The sequence below is a fragment of the Nostoc sp. MG11 genome (assembly GCF_014904695.1).
Classification (GTDB): domain Bacteria; phylum Cyanobacteriota; class Cyanobacteriia; order Cyanobacteriales; family Nostocaceae; genus Komarekiella.
This window is the reverse complement of record NZ_JACXXN010000003.1, coordinates 224,562-237,772: the sequence shown is the minus strand read 5'-3', so window position 1 is coordinate 237,772 and position 13,211 is coordinate 224,562. Positions and strand designations below refer to the sequence as shown.

18 protein-coding genes and 1 pseudogene are annotated in these 13,211 nt (G+C 39.2%); 10 read left to right on the top strand and 9 right to left on the bottom strand.

Annotated elements, in window-relative coordinates; translation table 11 throughout:
- The first annotated feature begins 66 nt into the window (after nt 1-66).
- Both HCR01_RS06360 and HCR01_RS06355 read left to right on the top strand, forming a co-directional pair.
- The gene (locus tag HCR01_RS06360) at nt 67-366 is read left to right on the top strand and encodes a 2Fe-2S iron-sulfur cluster-binding protein (protein WP_191759948.1); all 300 of its coding nucleotides are present in this window, start codon (nt 67-69) and stop codon (nt 364-366) included.
- A 104-nt stretch (nt 367-470) separates the two neighbouring features.
- On the top strand, nt 471-722 hold the full coding sequence (locus HCR01_RS06355) for a FeoA family protein (protein WP_162397587.1): 252 nt from the start codon (nt 471-473) through the stop codon (nt 720-722).
- Nucleotides 723-987: 265 nt separating this feature from the next.
- Here HCR01_RS06355 and HCR01_RS06350 read toward each other — a convergent pair whose 3' ends face one another.
- The gene (locus HCR01_RS06350; protein WP_162397586.1) at nt 988-1,197 is read right to left on the bottom strand and encodes a TOBE domain-containing protein; all 210 of its coding nucleotides are present in this window, start codon (nt 1,195-1,197) and stop codon (nt 988-990) included.
- 736 nt (nt 1,198-1,933) lie between these two features.
- On the opposite strand from HCR01_RS06350, the gene HCR01_RS06345 reads away from it, so the two are divergent.
- From HCR01_RS06345 to HCR01_RS06335, 3 genes and pseudogenes are all read left to right on the top strand, one after another.
- A complete protein-coding gene (locus HCR01_RS06345) occupies nt 1,934-2,419 on the top strand; it encodes an ankyrin repeat domain-containing protein (protein WP_193195401.1) in 486 nt (161 codons plus the stop codon).
- A pseudogene (locus HCR01_RS06340) lies at nt 2,406-3,692 on the top strand (nitroreductase family protein). The gene HCR01_RS06345 and the pseudogene HCR01_RS06340 overlap by 14 nt, the downstream one beginning before the upstream one ends.
- Nucleotides 3,693-3,710: 18 nt before the next feature.
- On the top strand, nt 3,711-4,085 hold the full coding sequence (locus HCR01_RS06335; protein WP_193195400.1) for a hypothetical protein: 375 nt from the start codon (nt 3,711-3,713) through the stop codon (nt 4,083-4,085).
- A 26-nt stretch (nt 4,086-4,111) separates the two neighbouring features.
- On the opposite strand, the gene HCR01_RS06330 is transcribed toward HCR01_RS06335, so the two are convergent.
- Nucleotides 4,112-4,585: a hydrogenase maturation protease gene (locus tag HCR01_RS06330; protein ID WP_193195399.1), complete on the bottom strand. Its 474-nt coding sequence runs from the start codon at nt 4,583-4,585 to the stop codon at nt 4,112-4,114.
- A 224-nt stretch (nt 4,586-4,809) separates the two neighbouring features.
- On the opposite strand from HCR01_RS06330, the gene HCR01_RS06325 reads away from it, so the two are divergent.
- Nucleotides 4,810-5,406 carry a Uma2 family endonuclease gene (locus HCR01_RS06325; protein WP_193195398.1) on the top strand — a complete coding sequence of 199 codons (597 nt, stop codon included), beginning with the start codon at nt 4,810-4,812 and terminating at the stop codon, nt 5,404-5,406.
- 561 nt (nt 5,407-5,967) lie between these two features.
- Here HCR01_RS06325 and HCR01_RS06320 read toward each other — a convergent pair.
- Entirely contained in the window at nt 5,968-6,390 is a 423-nt protein-coding gene (locus tag HCR01_RS06320) for a hypothetical protein (protein ID WP_193195397.1), read from the bottom strand.
- Nucleotides 6,391-6,539: 149 nt separating this feature from the next.
- Nucleotides 6,540-6,872: a winged helix-turn-helix transcriptional regulator gene (locus HCR01_RS06315; protein WP_193195396.1), complete on the bottom strand. Its 333-nt coding sequence runs from the start codon at nt 6,870-6,872 to the stop codon at nt 6,540-6,542.
- Nucleotides 6,873-6,992: 120 nt separating this feature from the next.
- On the opposite strand from HCR01_RS06315, the gene HCR01_RS06310 reads away from it, so the two are divergent.
- Both HCR01_RS06310 and HCR01_RS06305 read left to right on the top strand, forming a co-directional pair.
- Nucleotides 6,993-7,730, top strand: a complete 738-nt coding sequence (locus HCR01_RS06310) for an SDR family oxidoreductase (RefSeq protein ID WP_193195395.1) — start codon at nt 6,993-6,995, stop codon at nt 7,728-7,730.
- A gap of 113 nt (nt 7,731-7,843) precedes the next feature.
- Nucleotides 7,844-8,599 (top strand): alpha/beta fold hydrolase, encoded by a 756-nt coding sequence (locus HCR01_RS06305; protein WP_193195394.1) that lies wholly within the window; start codon nt 7,844-7,846, stop codon nt 8,597-8,599.
- Between the two features lie 140 nt (nt 8,600-8,739).
- Here the strand turns inward: HCR01_RS06305 and HCR01_RS06295 are convergent, their stop codons facing one another.
- Nucleotides 8,740-8,985, bottom strand: coding sequence for a type II toxin-antitoxin system Phd/YefM family antitoxin (locus HCR01_RS06295; protein WP_193195393.1), 246 nt, complete (start codon nt 8,983-8,985; stop codon nt 8,740-8,742).
- 291 nt (nt 8,986-9,276) lie between these two features.
- Here HCR01_RS06295 and HCR01_RS06290 point away from each other — a divergent pair, with 291 nt between their 5' ends.
- Nucleotides 9,277-9,507: a hypothetical protein gene (locus tag HCR01_RS06290; protein ID WP_226889163.1), complete on the top strand. Its 231-nt coding sequence runs from the start codon at nt 9,277-9,279 to the stop codon at nt 9,505-9,507.
- A 22-nt stretch (nt 9,508-9,529) separates the two neighbouring features.
- Here the strand turns inward: HCR01_RS06290 and HCR01_RS06285 are convergent, their stop codons facing one another.
- Both HCR01_RS06285 and HCR01_RS38485 read right to left on the bottom strand, forming a co-directional pair.
- Entirely contained in the window at nt 9,530-9,844 is a 315-nt protein-coding gene (locus HCR01_RS06285) for a helix-turn-helix domain-containing protein (RefSeq protein ID WP_193195392.1), read from the bottom strand.
- Nucleotides 9,845-9,848: 4 nt separating this feature from the next.
- Nucleotides 9,849-10,064 (bottom strand): type II toxin-antitoxin system RelE/ParE family toxin, encoded by a 216-nt coding sequence (locus HCR01_RS38485; RefSeq protein WP_226889162.1) that lies wholly within the window; start codon nt 10,062-10,064, stop codon nt 9,849-9,851.
- Between the two features lie 326 nt (nt 10,065-10,390).
- Here HCR01_RS38485 and HCR01_RS06275 point away from each other — a divergent pair, with 326 nt between their 5' ends.
- Nucleotides 10,391-10,744 carry a hypothetical protein gene (locus HCR01_RS06275; protein ID WP_193195391.1) on the top strand — a complete coding sequence of 118 codons (354 nt, stop codon included), beginning with the start codon at nt 10,391-10,393 and terminating at the stop codon, nt 10,742-10,744.
- Nucleotides 10,745-11,137: 393 nt separating this feature from the next.
- Here HCR01_RS06275 and HCR01_RS06270 read toward each other — a convergent pair whose 3' ends face one another.
- Nucleotides 11,138-11,386 (bottom strand): hypothetical protein, encoded by a 249-nt coding sequence (locus tag HCR01_RS06270; RefSeq protein WP_193195390.1) that lies wholly within the window; start codon nt 11,384-11,386, stop codon nt 11,138-11,140.
- 188 nt (nt 11,387-11,574) lie between these two features.
- A complete protein-coding gene (locus tag HCR01_RS06265; protein ID WP_193195389.1) occupies nt 11,575-13,170 on the bottom strand; it encodes a nickel-dependent hydrogenase large subunit in 1,596 nt (531 codons plus the stop codon).
- Nucleotides 13,171-13,211: the final 41 nt, after the last annotated feature.

The window sequence follows — 13,211 nt, the reverse complement described above, 5'->3', positions numbered from 1 at the left end:
GGATAGGTAAACTCAAAAGCTTCGGGAATTAAATCTAATCGTATAACCTTTGAGGAGAATCACAAAATGGCCAGCTACCAAGTTAGATTGATCAGCAAAAAAGAAAACTTCGACACCACAATTGAAGTTGACGAAGATACTACCATTTTGGCAGCAGCAGAAGAAAATGGTATTGAGTTACCTTTCTCTTGTCACGCAGGTTCTTGTTCTAGTTGTGTTGGTAAAGTCGTTGATGGTGAAGTTGATCAATCTGATCAAATTTTCCTAGATGACGAGCAAATGTCGAAAGGATTCGCTCTACTTTGCGTTACTTATCCTCGTTCTAATTGCACGATTAAGACACATCAAGAACCTTATCTCGTCTAAAGTATTGATCTGCTATCCCTAGCAATCTTTGAAATCTTAGTTTAAGCAAGGATGAAGGATGAACAACATTCTTCATCCTTCATCCTTTATGTTTAATATCTGAAATGTTTACTCCTTTTAGCGTGACTGGCTGCTCATTAGAATTATTGAGAGTGGGAGAGCGAGGAATCGTCACTTTCTGCAAAAGTCAGGATGAAACCATATTGAAAAAACTGACCTCAATGGGAGTGATACCAGGAACTACTATCACTTTAGAACAGCACTTCCCCTCTTTAATTATCAAAGTCGGAAATACATCTTCGCCAATAGATTTGGAAAGTGTTCGCGCTATTTACGTCCGCATTGCCGATAGTTAAAATCAACTAAGTAGGGAGGTTGAATTAAATATAAAACCTCTGTAGTGTTAGCGCGAAGCGCATATCGCACCATGTCTAGTTTTTGGTGCGTTACGGAAGCTGTAACACTACTATATTCTAATTATTTGTGTCTGCCTACTTATAACTATACATTTTAATACTCTCATCCCTTGCTCAAAAATTCTAATAGATGAGGGCACTAGTGTATAAAAAAGCAATTTAATAAAAAAGATAAAGCGACTTACTAAGGTAAGTCGCCTATTTTTCAATCAACAGCAACTATGACATCTGATGCTTTAATCACAGCATAAGCTTGTTTACCCTCTACAAGTCCTAGCTTTTCTGCTGATGATTTGGTGATTATTGACACTAGCTCTACTCCTGGCGCAAGTTCTAAAGTTATCTCAGTGTTAACCGAACCATGCATAACTTTTTTTACAGTACCCTTAAGAGAGTTGCGAGCGCTAATTTCCATTTTTTACCTGTTCTTTAGTTGTTTACGTTTAAATAACGTTAGCAAATTACGGTTTTAAAACCGTAATTATTTAGGATATCTTAATAAATATCAAAGAGATACAGTTAATATTTATGTGTAATTAAAAATAAGATTTGGTACAAAGAATAATTAGGTTTGAGTGTTTTGAAGTACTGATGGTTAATTCTCTAAATGTAGCTAGTCATAAACATAGCTAGTATTTAGTAGGCTCTACAACTGACTACTAAATACTGTTAATTCTGATGATTATTTTTATTTATACCTCATGAATTACTAATTGCCTAAATTATTACTTTTATGAACTATTAGTTACTAGCCTGTAGTAGAAAATAAAACTGTAAAAAATATTGCTTTTTTAGGATTTTTCAAAATTTTTTCTTAGATATGTCTGGAGATCTTTATAAATGATTCATAATTTCAACTTATCGGAGTGATAATATATAACTAAGTTAATTTTTTTGCTAATCAATCTAGACTTTAGCAAAAAGTGTTTACGGAGTGATGTCAAACATTTCTGCCAGAATATTTTGTGAGAATTAAAAATGGCAGGAAGTAAGATTTGCTCACCATCAAACAATTGAATTACTAATCAAAAAGCTCAAATGCCTACTTGCATAGCATTTTTTAATAATGGTGGCTAATACCTACCGTTAGGTTTATCAAGTAAATTTACGCTTGGTAAGTAATTATAATTTGTAGCATTAAAGGGACAATTATGAATCAAGCAAGCAGGCAAAATTTGAGTGAAGAAACAATCCAATGGCTGATAGCAAAAGGCTATAATTCTGAGACTTTAAATCAACCAGGCGAAAATGGTGATACAGCTTTGATGAAAGCTACTAGGGAAGGAGTTAATGCAGTCGTTAAGGAACTGATTGAGGCCGGTGCTGATATCAATGCTAGAAACAGCGATGCCTCCGGCGGGCTACGCCTACGCAACAATGCTTTATGGTTTGCTTGTTTTGGTAATCACTACGATTTAATTCATTTATTGCTAGCTGCAAACATTAATATTGACAACCAAAATGAGAACGGTGCAACTGTTTTAATGTATGCAACATCGGCTGGCAAAACAGAAGTAGTAAAGTTGCTTTTACAGTATCATCCTAACATGTATTTGAAAAATTTAGACGACTATAAAGCTATAGACTTTGCTAGTGATTTGGAAGTTTTAAGGATACTTAAAAATGCCACAAAGTGAGATATCAGGCAAAGTCTATCATGAAGCTACCAAGCATTCTTACTTATCAGTACAACTTGATCCAAATTATATAGATGCCTCAACTCAACCATCTGCATTTAAAATTTATCCAAAGTTTTATCGAAGAGTAAGATTAGATTTTGATAATCTTATTCACTCTTTCATCGGCTTGACTAGTGCAGTTACCCTTGAGAAAGTCTATCAGGATGGTTGCTCTAAACTGCGAGTAAATCCATCAGCAGGCGCTCTGTATCCTACGGAAGTTTACGTACAGGTTCGCGGCATCCAGGGGCTAGTGGACGGCATATATCATCTAGAAGTTGAGAATAATTGTCTAACACTTATCTATGAATTAATTGATGATGGGTTAGAGAGTTATATTATACCAGGTAAAAGTATCAAGGGATTCATCTTTTTAATTAGTTGTGTTTATTATAGGTCTAGCTGGAAATATAAAAATAGGAGCATGAGATATTGCTTTCTAGATAGCGGGCATCATTTAGGTGTGATCGCTGCATCAGCTTATCTTCATAACAAGAACATACAGTTAGTTTTTGACTTTGATAAACTTGCTCTCAATACTGATTTAGGATTTGAGAATAAAGAGTTTATTACCGCTTGTGCTTTCTCAGGCGAAATACAGGAGAAGAATGTCAGAAACTTAAGGCTGAAAGTTCCTTTTGTTTGTGGCACAGATTATTTTGAAGCTAACCAATTTGTTGAAGAAGCTTATCAAGTAACATCTTTGCAGAAGAGTCACCAGCAGAAACTCGAACAGCCTCAATTTAAATTTGACAAGGATAAATTTTACCAAACTATTTGGAATAGACGTTCTGTTAGACGTTTCCGGAAACAGTCTATTTCTCAAGAAGATTATTTATATATATTGCAGCAACTTCAGCAGCCAGTACCAACAGAGAATTATGAGGAGATAGAAATTTTCTCGGTTGTGCATCGAATGGAGAAGACGTCACCTGGGTTATACAAAGGTAGACATTTGATTAAGTCGGGTGATTTTAGTGAAAAGACAGGTTATTTATGCATTAACCAAGCGATCGCCAGAGATTGTGCTGTAACTTTATTTTTTGTATCTGATTATCTAAATTACCAAATTGCTATGTAAATAGCTGGTTTTCTGGGACAGAGAGTTTATCTAACTAGTAATTATTTGGGAATTCAGTGTAGTGGAATTGGTGCTTACTATGATGATGACACCAAGGAATTATTAGAAACAAACAAAGATGTCCTCTATGGAATAGCAATTGGAATGTAAGTAGGAACTTCAAGAGAAATGGCGAGAAAGATGTATTACTTTAATAGTGATGATTCACATCCTATACAACCGACATCTGCTGATATTATACTGCGGCAGCAACTAGAGTATTCTATTAGCAAATACTTTTATGATGCTTGTGATCGCACAATTCAAAATCTCTTATCTAGTTGTCGGTGGTATGTCACAACCCATGCCAATGCTTTAACATTAGTAATTGAATGTCCTGATCAAGTTACTAATTGGCGAGTTTTGCAAAAAATTGTGCCAATGGGGACATTACTCTACGGAATTATTAGCAGTGCTAAAATCCGTGTTTGTCCACCAGAAAGTCAAGGCGTACCTTTTGAAATGAGGGTAGATGAACTCTCTGTTTATCGGGATTGGGCCTGATTCAATTTTGGATTTTGGATTGTTAATTAAAAGTTGATATTCTGTCTGATAAGTGCAACTACCTCTTCAAAAACCAAATCAGCAGAATGTTTAATAGCAGGACTTAACTCTAGTCCCAAACCAAGATTTGCAGCCTCAATTAAATAAACTGTCACCTCTTGAGGAAAGTCATTTTGAAAGATTTTCCGTCCGGCGGCTAAAGCATTATCCCAACGAAAATCATGCAAGTTATAACTAGGTTCCGGTAAAGCTTCTAGTTCCTTTCCAGGAACTTTAAATACAGCACCCGATTCAGAACCAGTTGAACTTGCATCAATAATTACTAATTGCTTACTACCTCTAGCTTGAAACATCACTTCCATACCTGCGGTTCCACAGTCATACACACGCACATTAGGGTGAGGATTTTCAGCTAGATATTTTTGTAAGCGTTGAGCGATGATTACGCCTACGGCGTCGTCACTGCGATTGAGATTACCACAACCGATAATAGTTAACATGGGCAGATACAAGGCGAATGTCTTCAGCCGCCACTAGTGCGATGGCGTATTGTAGGCAAGCACGAGTATCTTCGATTTGTAGATCTCGATAGTAGTCTCGAATGATTTGTCACAGGATTAGAGATTGGGAGTAAGCGATCGCCCTGCTTCTAAAAAGAAGTTACAATAAAAAGCCAGCGCTCCACCCTGATTATTGCTTATCTGGAAACAGACTGGAAACTCAAATGACCTCAGCAGCGATCGCAATACCCAAAAAAGAATCACCTCTGTTGTTTGAGGGACTGACCTGGAGAGAATTCAAAGCCGTTGAGCAGTTATTAAACCGTCCGGGCTATCGGCTGTCTTTCCTGGATGGAGTTTTGGAGATCCGAAGAATGCCTGGAGAACCTCACGAAACTGTTAAAAAAAGAATTGCCGCATTGGTAGAACTGTATTTGCTCGTGGCAGGGTTTGATTTTACTCCAACTGGCTCAATGACCTTAGAAAGTGAAGCGGGTGGTGTCAAGAGAGAGGCAGATGAATCCTATAAACTGGGCCCTGGTCGAGTGCGCCCCGATTTAGCGATTGAGGTGGTGTTTACCAGTGGTGGTATCAATAAACTGGAAACATACAAGCGGCTGTTGATTCCAGAAGTATGGTTTTGGGAAGATGGTGTGTTAGAAGTGTATCACCTACGCTCAGAGGGTAGCGCACTTCATTATGAAAGAGTTTTCAGTAGTGAGGAGGTCAAAGGGATCGACCTGGATTTGTTGTTACGCTGCATTAATATGGTAAATCATGTTGATGCCATTAAGACTTTTCAACAGGCGCTTCAGAAATAACTAATCATATATCTGCTTTAATTTTTGGCGTTGCTGAATCAGGGGATGAAATTTGATGTATTGAAATCTCAAACTCTTTATTCTCTCTGCGTCTCTGTCTTGAAAAGTTTCCTAGGTTGGGAAACTCCGAAGTTCTGATCGCCGGACGCCGGCGCTCAGACTTCTCTCCGCCTACAGAACTTTTCGCTGCGTCTCTGCGTGAAATAAATCATCCCGCAATTATGCAACGCCTAATTTTTAATTGCGCGATGGGCTACGTCTGGCTGTAGGCGATCGCAGACTGTACTGTTTCAATGCCGCTGCTAACTAACCTATTACCAAGTTTAACAAACCTGAAACTTGAGAGTTGGCTTATTGACGAAATAAAGACTCAGATAACGTTGATTGTTTTCGCAATCATAACAGTAGTTAATTACCCAGTTTGCAACAAACAAACTCACATAATTCATAGTCGCTACGAGCGCAAGGCGTGCTGCCATAATCTGCAAAGTCCAAGGTTATACCAGAGGCTTTGGCTATATTAATAGTCAAAGCCTCTGACGAATAAATTTCAATCGGAAACTATAACTCTACACCATGTTTTTTGGCAATTTCAGTAAGTTTCTCACACTGATGTTGTGATGCTTTAGTCAATATTGCTTCTGCATCTTCTGGAGTAGTACCCTCTTTAGGAATTAAATACTTGACATAAAGCGAGACAAAATCGGCTACGACTGCTAAACCAGATAAAGCATGTTTGTCAGCTTCTTTACCTGCGATCGCTGCTACTAAACCTGCTTTAATTGGGTCTGGTTTAACTTTCATGAACTGATCAATAAGTTTCGGGAGATACTCTGCTGGGGGCAAATTTTCTAACTTACTTCTATCTGGAGTAAAGTTACATCCTGCGGCTTTTGCCTGTTCTAAAACACACCATTCTGTAAACTCTTGCAAGGCTGCTTCGGGAAGGCGAGGAAGATATGTATGTAGCGCTAAATCAGACACAAGCTTACCGGGTAAATTTCAGTTTTTTTGAGTGCATTAAAGCAAGCCTAACGCACTATTTCTAGAAGTTTTAGTGTGGTACGCTACGAGTTTTGAATAATTAGTCATTTGTCATTTGTTATTAGTTATTCTCACCTAATACCCATTTCCTAATCCCTAATAACTCGCTTTAGATGTTCTTGTCCCCAGTCGCAAAGAGCTTTCAAGACAGGTATAAGAGTTCTGCCATAATCTGTGAAAGAATATTCCACTTTCAGAGGTACATCTGAGTACACTTTTCGGTTAACAATTCCGTCATTTTCTAGTTCACGAAGTTGTTGAATTAGCATTTTTTCAGTAATTTCAGGAATCAATCGCTTCAATTCGCTGTATCGTTTTGCTTCATCCCTTAAATGCCAAACAATCAAAATTTTCCATTTGCCACCTAAAATTTTTAGCGTTGTTTGCACAAATAATGTGCCTTCACTTTGTTCTTCTGACATTATGATTTGCTTACTTTAGGCTTATACAGACTTACAAAAAAGTAAGTACTTCCCAAAAAGTAAGTATAAGTATACTTTTGAGATAAAGTAATCTCTATCTCGACCCTATGGAGGAAGATCATGCAAGTTTTAGGTGCAATCGCTCTAGTAACTGGGGCAAATGGAGGTCTAGGTAAATACTTCGTAGAGGGATTGAGAGCGCAAGGTGCAGCCAAAATTTATGCTGGCGCTCGCAAGTTGGAGGCGCTTGCTGAAATAGTTGCAACAGATCCGCAGCGAATTATCCCGATTCAGCTGGAAATTACTGATGAAGAATCTGTTCGCAAAGCATCACTAAAGTGTCAGGATGTCAACTTGTTGATTAACAATGCTGGTGTCGGGTTTAACCAGGGATTGATTGCTGCACCTGATTTGTCCGCCGCCAGAGCAGAAATGGATGTTAACTACTTTGGGACATTGATGATGTGCCGTGCTTTTGCCCCTGTTTTGAAACAAAATGCAGGTGGGGCGATCGTTAACATGATATCAATGGTGGCGCGGGTGAATCTTCCCTTAGATGGCAGCTATGGCGCTTCTAAAGCAGCAGTTTTGTCAATGACTCAGGCAGTTCGGGCAGAGTTGGCGGCTCAGAAAACGCTGGTAGTAGGAGTGCTACCAGGAGCTATTAATATTGGCATGGGCAAATCTTTCCCTGATCCTAAAGTAGCACCAGAAGAAGTAGTTCACGATGCACTGCAAGCTGTTGTTAATGGCATAGAAGAGGTTTACCCAGGTGAGCAGGCCAAGCAACTCAATGAGCAATTGATGCAAGACCCCAAGGCGGTTGAAAAGTTTGTTGCCACATTTTTACCAGGTTAAAACAGTGATTTTGCGTTAGCGTAGCTCACCGTAGGTATTGCTCTTGTTGATGTCTTGATAGCGGCAAATTATAGTTACATCAGCACAAGCCGGGAAATTTACTTAAAATTGCTATGAGTCTTTTTTGTCTAGTTCACGGTGCGTTCCAAGGCGCTTGGTGTTGGGATTTATTAATTCCTTACTTAAAAGCGCAAGGTCACAAAACAGTAGCAATGGATTTGCCAATTGAAGATGCATCTGCAAGTTTATCGCAATTTGCAGATATCGTACTTCAAGCGCTGCCAAAAACTGATGATGAAATTGTACTGGTTGGTCACTCAATGGCTGGTACTGTTATTCCCCTTGTGGCAGAAGCGCATCAAGTACGTCAACTGGTATTCGTGACTGCGCTTATTCCATGCCCAGGAACCAGTACACTTGACCAATTTTCTCATAATCTCGATTCTGATAGCCTTAAATCATTAAATTACGAACCAAAACCAATTCAACTCGAACAATTCGATGATGAACCTGAGATGTTTAATCCCGTTTCTGTTGGTAAAGACTTTTCGGATGAAGCGGTATTGATGGAATTATTCTATCAGGATTGTCAACCGGATGTAATGCGCTGGGCACTCTCAAAAAGACGTTTGCAGCAATCAATGGCATATATTTTTGAGGTCAATCCCCTAAAAAGTTTACCAGATGTTGAGTATAAGTATATTGTTTGTACTGATGACCAAATAATTTCTCCTACATGGTCACGTTACGCAGCACGTAAGCGTTTGGGGGTTGATGCCATAGAACTATCTGGAGGACATTGCCCGCACTTGTCTCGTCCTGCTGACCTTGCCTCAGTATTAACAAATAATACTTGTAATAAAAATTAAGATTTCTGACAGAGTTTTTCTCTTCTCAGAGACATAAAAGAGCGTTAGATGTCATGGTAGGGCAAAGGCGATCGCTACCTCATTCAAAAGCTTTGGTTGAACAAACCACCATAACCAGCACTGCGTATCTAGCAAGAGTTTCACTCTTCACCATCCTCAAATGCTGCCAAAATATCTTCTGGCAAAGAAGCGTTGAAATCATCTGGTGCTACGAAACGCCCTTGATCCTGTCCTAAACTATTGAGTCGATTTGATGAGGAGCGAAATGGAATCAATTTTGCGCTCGGAATACCTCGGTTAGAAATAATAATTTCTTCTCCAAGTTCTACGCGTGACAACAGCTTTGAAAGATTCGTTTTGGCTTGATGAATATTTACGGTTTCCATGAGATTAAACTAAGTTTCTAAATTAAGTTTAGTCTGATGTCATAGTGGTGCAAGAGCGATCACTCTTGAAAGATGACCCTAATGCACCGCCTAATAGATAAATAAGTGCGTTACGCTGTCGCGTTAACACACGCTACTACTTTGGAATTCCGAAATCAGATAATCTGTGAGTGTAGCTTTGGGCTGTTCACTACTTAGTTAAAAAGCTTATGAGTCAAGTGATGATCAAAAAAGTGTGCCTTTGCGGCTTTTGCTTATCTTTGTTGGCTGTCGGTTGTACAAGCACTAATTTTGACAGCAACAAATCAGGTCGCCAAAATAGCAAATGAGGTCGCCGAAATAGCAAATGCGCTCGCCAAAATAGCAAATGCGCTCGCCAAAATAGCAAATGCGATCGCTGAAATAGCAAATGAGGTCGCCGAAATAGCAAATGCGATCGCCAAAATAGCAAATGCGAGCGCCGAAATAGCAAATGCGATCGCCAAAATAGCAAATGCGCTCGCCAAAATAGCAAATGCGTAGGCGTAGCCCGTTGTGGACATCGCTATCCTGCTTGGGCGATTACTTGTCCTATTTCTTGAGGCGTTGCACCTGTTGCTAGCATCGCACGTATTAAGAGTTCAATAGAAACCGAAGCATCACCATTCTCAGCTTTGGCAACACGGGGTTGGCTAGAGTTAATTTTCTGTGCCAACTCTACTTGCGTCATCAATTTTTGTCGCCGTTCTTTGAGGTTGTGGCTGAGGGCTAATTTAATCTCAATTAAGGTGGTTTCTTCTGATGTGAGTTCTAAAAATTCTGAAACTGTGCCAACTTTCCAACCCTTTACTTCTAGACGTTCTCTTTTAGCTTGATCCATAACATTAGTCCTCTGTGTCTATGTCATACTTCTTCAGTCGTTTTTTGCAGCTTTTAATCACATTGGTTGGTGTAGCTCTAGTTGTTTTGTTAAAGACTTCAAGAATCAAAATTGCATCGTCATCAATTCGGTAAATAATTCGCCAGTTTTTATCTGCGTCCCGAACTCGTAGTTCATAACAGTGTACTCCGATACTTGGCATGGGTCTTGAATGAGGCATACCAAGGTTTTCACCTTACTGCAAGCATCTGAGCAGTACACCTACTTCTATCCGTGCTTCCAGGCTGAATGGCGGAGTTTTAACCTCACCATGCAACCAAACTAAAGGTTTATCATTTTCATCCATGCCGTTATATATATCATATCTGATATATTTGTAGTTCTAACAGCAGCCGAACAATACCGTGGAGCGGATGAACTGACGACCTTTCTGTTCCTTTTTTAAGGTATCTGCCATTGGTAAGCTGCTCCATTAGGCTGTAATATAGACATTTAAAAACTAAAAAAGTTATAATTTAGACTCTATATATTGCAAAAATTACTGAGATGAATAGCTCTCAAACCTCTGAGAATTCAAGTATTGTTCCACAACAGACTGGAACAAATATGTCCCTTGATGATTTCAAGTCTTTCTATTATCAACTTAATGCAAAGCCTGATACAGAGATCCGTTTACTTCCAGGTAAAAAGACTTTGGAACTAGCGGATATTTTATATATAAATGAACAAATACAAGCCAAACTCAGGAATCATGATGTAACCGCAAGTATTGGATCAATTAATTTCATTCTCTCAAATAAAAAAATTAAGGATTACTCTACTTGGGCTGAATTTGAAAGAGAGAATTGGAACACTATTAATGAAAGAATTCAAACGGTTACTATATCCTGGGTTTTGTAATTAAATTACCTCACTATAATCTTCCTCAAAGACATTCGATAAAGTTAAGGCTTGGTAATTATATTCCACCTAAAGATATGTTTCAGCTAATTCTTACAAGTGATAACATTCAGGAGTTAATAGAGGCGCGGTCTTCTAGTGTCTGTAAAGTTGATTTTATCAATAATATTATTACAATCGAATTATTGAATGTCGTGAGCAATTGGTATGAGGGTTTGAGAGATTCTCCTGAATCTAGCTTTGTTCATAGTTTTTTCAAAAAGCAAGGAAAGTTATTGAGCGAGATTATTCGTTACGCATCGCCTATTGTGCTCTTAATGATTGTATGCCAATACTCAAATTACTTACTTGTTTCATCTTTTAAAAATTAAAGAAGAAATCTCAGTTGAAACATTAAAAAACCTTTTCATAATTTCTGGCAGCAATTTTTATAACTGGGTTATTTTCTGGATTTAAAATTGAAAAATTTATAGATAAACGAGTAGATAAAATTGAGGAATATCCAAGTTTTTCTATTACACGAGGAGATGAAAAAGCTATAGAAGAGTTTGAAAATAATAATAAAAAATTGACTAAACAAATTGTTGGCAGAATTGCTTGGATAATATTCACTATATTAGTTTCGTCATCTTTGAAATTCATAATACGTTACATGGTTTCTTGAGACAATAGTTTTTGAAATTGTGCAGCCTAATACGATACACCATTAGACAGCTAGCTGCACTATACGGAGGATAAAGAATAGTGTCATGATCTCAACCAGAAAAAATAACACAGCTAATGACTAATTCAATCACAATTAGCCATTAGCTATTATAAATTAGCATCCTTTAAGCAGTCCGAAAACGCGCCAACTCTTCACCCGTTTTGGCATCATGGGCGTGAACTGTACACACCAAACAAGAATCAAACGATCGCGCGACGTGACCAACTTCCACAGGGTCGGTAGAATCGTAAATAGGTGTTCCTACTAAAGCTTCTTCAATGGGGCCGCGTTTACCTTCACCATCACGAGGGCCGATATTCCAAGTACCGGGGGCAATTACCTGGTAATTCTTAATCTTACCGCCCTCGACTTCTACCCAGTGACACAGAGAACCTCGCGCTGCTTCAGTTGCACCCCAACCCTTGCCATCTTTTTCTGTGGGTTTGATGTACCAGGGGTCATTTAATTTGAACTCACGCAAACAGTGTTCAGCTTGGCGATACAATTTCACCAGTTCGTGAACTCGCGCTAATTGACGTACATGAATGCTAGCACCACGCATCCGTTTGAAGACATCCAAGATAAACCCGTCGTAATGTTGCCAAGATTCTCCATGTTTACCACCTGCGACTAATTGACGCGCTAGGGGGCCTGCTTCTAAGCGTCCGAAGTCTTGGTGAAGCACTGCACTTGCCCAAGAATAGGCATTGTCGAAATCTTTTGTATTGTTCGCAGTGGGTTTAGTGGTGCGATCGCTGGGGTGAACGTCTGCTGTCCCTTCATCGTACCAGGAGTGAGTTGTATTCTCACGGGTAAAAGACGGATCCATTAAGGTGTGAGTATCAGCGAAACTGTCATATACACCACTTTTCATAATCAAAGCAGCATTTCGTCCTTCAATGGTGGGCTTTTGGTATTTGTCCTCGTGGGCTAAATATCCCCAAGTGACGTATTTACCAACACCAGCGCCATATCTATCTAAACCGATATCTAAACCCATGCGCCAATAAAAACCCAAGTCGGAATCTCGATGATTTCGGTCTTCATCTAACCAATCCATGAAGTCATCATAAGTTTGGATTTGTTCATAACGTTCTAAAGAACAACCCAACCACACGGGTTCTAACCAATTGGTGCGGAAGTATTCCAGAATCGCCCAGGCGCGAGTGATGTCTGTTAGGGTGGGGGCGCACATCACACCACCAGGAACCATGTAGCTAGAATGGGGCCATTGACCGCCTAACAGTGCATATATCTCTACAGGTTTAGCTGAAATTGTAATGCCGATTTCGTAAGACTTGCCAGTGTAGGCGGCAAAGCGTCTGCAAGCTTCGTCATAATAGCGGCTATTGCGGTATTTTTTATTGGTCAAATCAATCGCAAATAAACCATAAAAGTACCGAGGTATGCTTTGGATTGTTTCGACAATTTGACCCAAATTTCTAGCTAAAATTGCATTGCGTGGAACTTCTGTTTCCCAGGCTGTATCTAAGGCCCAGGATGCACAAGTCAGGTGAGAACCGCCGCAAATACCGCAAATGCGAGGCGTAACAATTAATCCGGCTTGGGGGTCTTTACCGCGTAAGATAACTTCAAATCCTCGGAAAAGTTCGGCATGTGTCCAAGCATTGACTACCCGCCCATTTTCGATATCAACTCGGACATCTAAATCGCCTTCAACTCTGCCAACTGGTGAGATGTCTAATGATTGAATTGTCATTTCTCCTCTCCTGTTTTTTATAAGCACTAAAGTGCTTACTA

Excerpts from the sequence above, each read along its gene's own strand:
- HCR01_RS06305 (WP_193195394.1), top strand. The coding sequence starts at position 7,844 with ATGAGTCTTTTTTGTCTAGTTCACGGTGCGTTCCAAGGCGCTTGGTGT.
- HCR01_RS06285 (WP_193195392.1), bottom strand. The coding sequence starts at position 9,844 with ATGGATCAAGCTAAAAGAGAACGTCTAGAAGTAAAGGGTTGGAAAGTT.
- HCR01_RS06345 (WP_193195401.1), top strand. The coding sequence starts at position 1,934 with ATGAATCAAGCAAGCAGGCAAAATTTGAGTGAAGAAACAATCCAATGG.
- HCR01_RS06330 (WP_193195399.1), bottom strand. The coding sequence starts at position 4,585 with ATGTTAACTATTATCGGTTGTGGTAATCTCAATCGCAGTGACGACGCC.
- HCR01_RS06335 (WP_193195400.1), top strand. The coding sequence starts at position 3,711 with ATGGCGAGAAAGATGTATTACTTTAATAGTGATGATTCACATCCTATA.
- HCR01_RS38485 (WP_226889162.1), bottom strand. The coding sequence starts at position 10,064 with ATGCCTCATTCAAGACCCATGCCAAGTATCGGAGTACACTGTTATGAA.
- HCR01_RS06310 (WP_193195395.1), top strand. The coding sequence starts at position 6,993 with ATGCAAGTTTTAGGTGCAATCGCTCTAGTAACTGGGGCAAATGGAGGT.
- HCR01_RS06325 (WP_193195398.1), top strand. The coding sequence starts at position 4,810 with ATGACCTCAGCAGCGATCGCAATACCCAAAAAAGAATCACCTCTGTTG.
- HCR01_RS06275 (WP_193195391.1), top strand. The coding sequence starts at position 10,391 with ATGAATAGCTCTCAAACCTCTGAGAATTCAAGTATTGTTCCACAACAG.
- HCR01_RS06360 (WP_191759948.1), top strand. The coding sequence starts at position 67 with ATGGCCAGCTACCAAGTTAGATTGATCAGCAAAAAAGAAAACTTCGAC.
- HCR01_RS06265 (WP_193195389.1), bottom strand. The coding sequence starts at position 13,170 with ATGACAATTCAATCATTAGACATCTCACCAGTTGGCAGAGTTGAAGGC.
- HCR01_RS06295 (WP_193195393.1), bottom strand. The coding sequence starts at position 8,985 with ATGGAAACCGTAAATATTCATCAAGCCAAAACGAATCTTTCAAAGCTG.
- HCR01_RS06355 (WP_162397587.1), top strand. The coding sequence starts at position 471 with ATGTTTACTCCTTTTAGCGTGACTGGCTGCTCATTAGAATTATTGAGA.
- HCR01_RS06315 (WP_193195396.1), bottom strand. The coding sequence starts at position 6,872 with ATGTCAGAAGAACAAAGTGAAGGCACATTATTTGTGCAAACAACGCTA.
- HCR01_RS06270 (WP_193195390.1), bottom strand. The coding sequence starts at position 11,386 with ATGAATTTCAAAGATGACGAAACTAATATAGTGAATATTATCCAAGCA.
- HCR01_RS06350 (WP_162397586.1), bottom strand. The coding sequence starts at position 1,197 with ATGGAAATTAGCGCTCGCAACTCTCTTAAGGGTACTGTAAAAAAAGTT.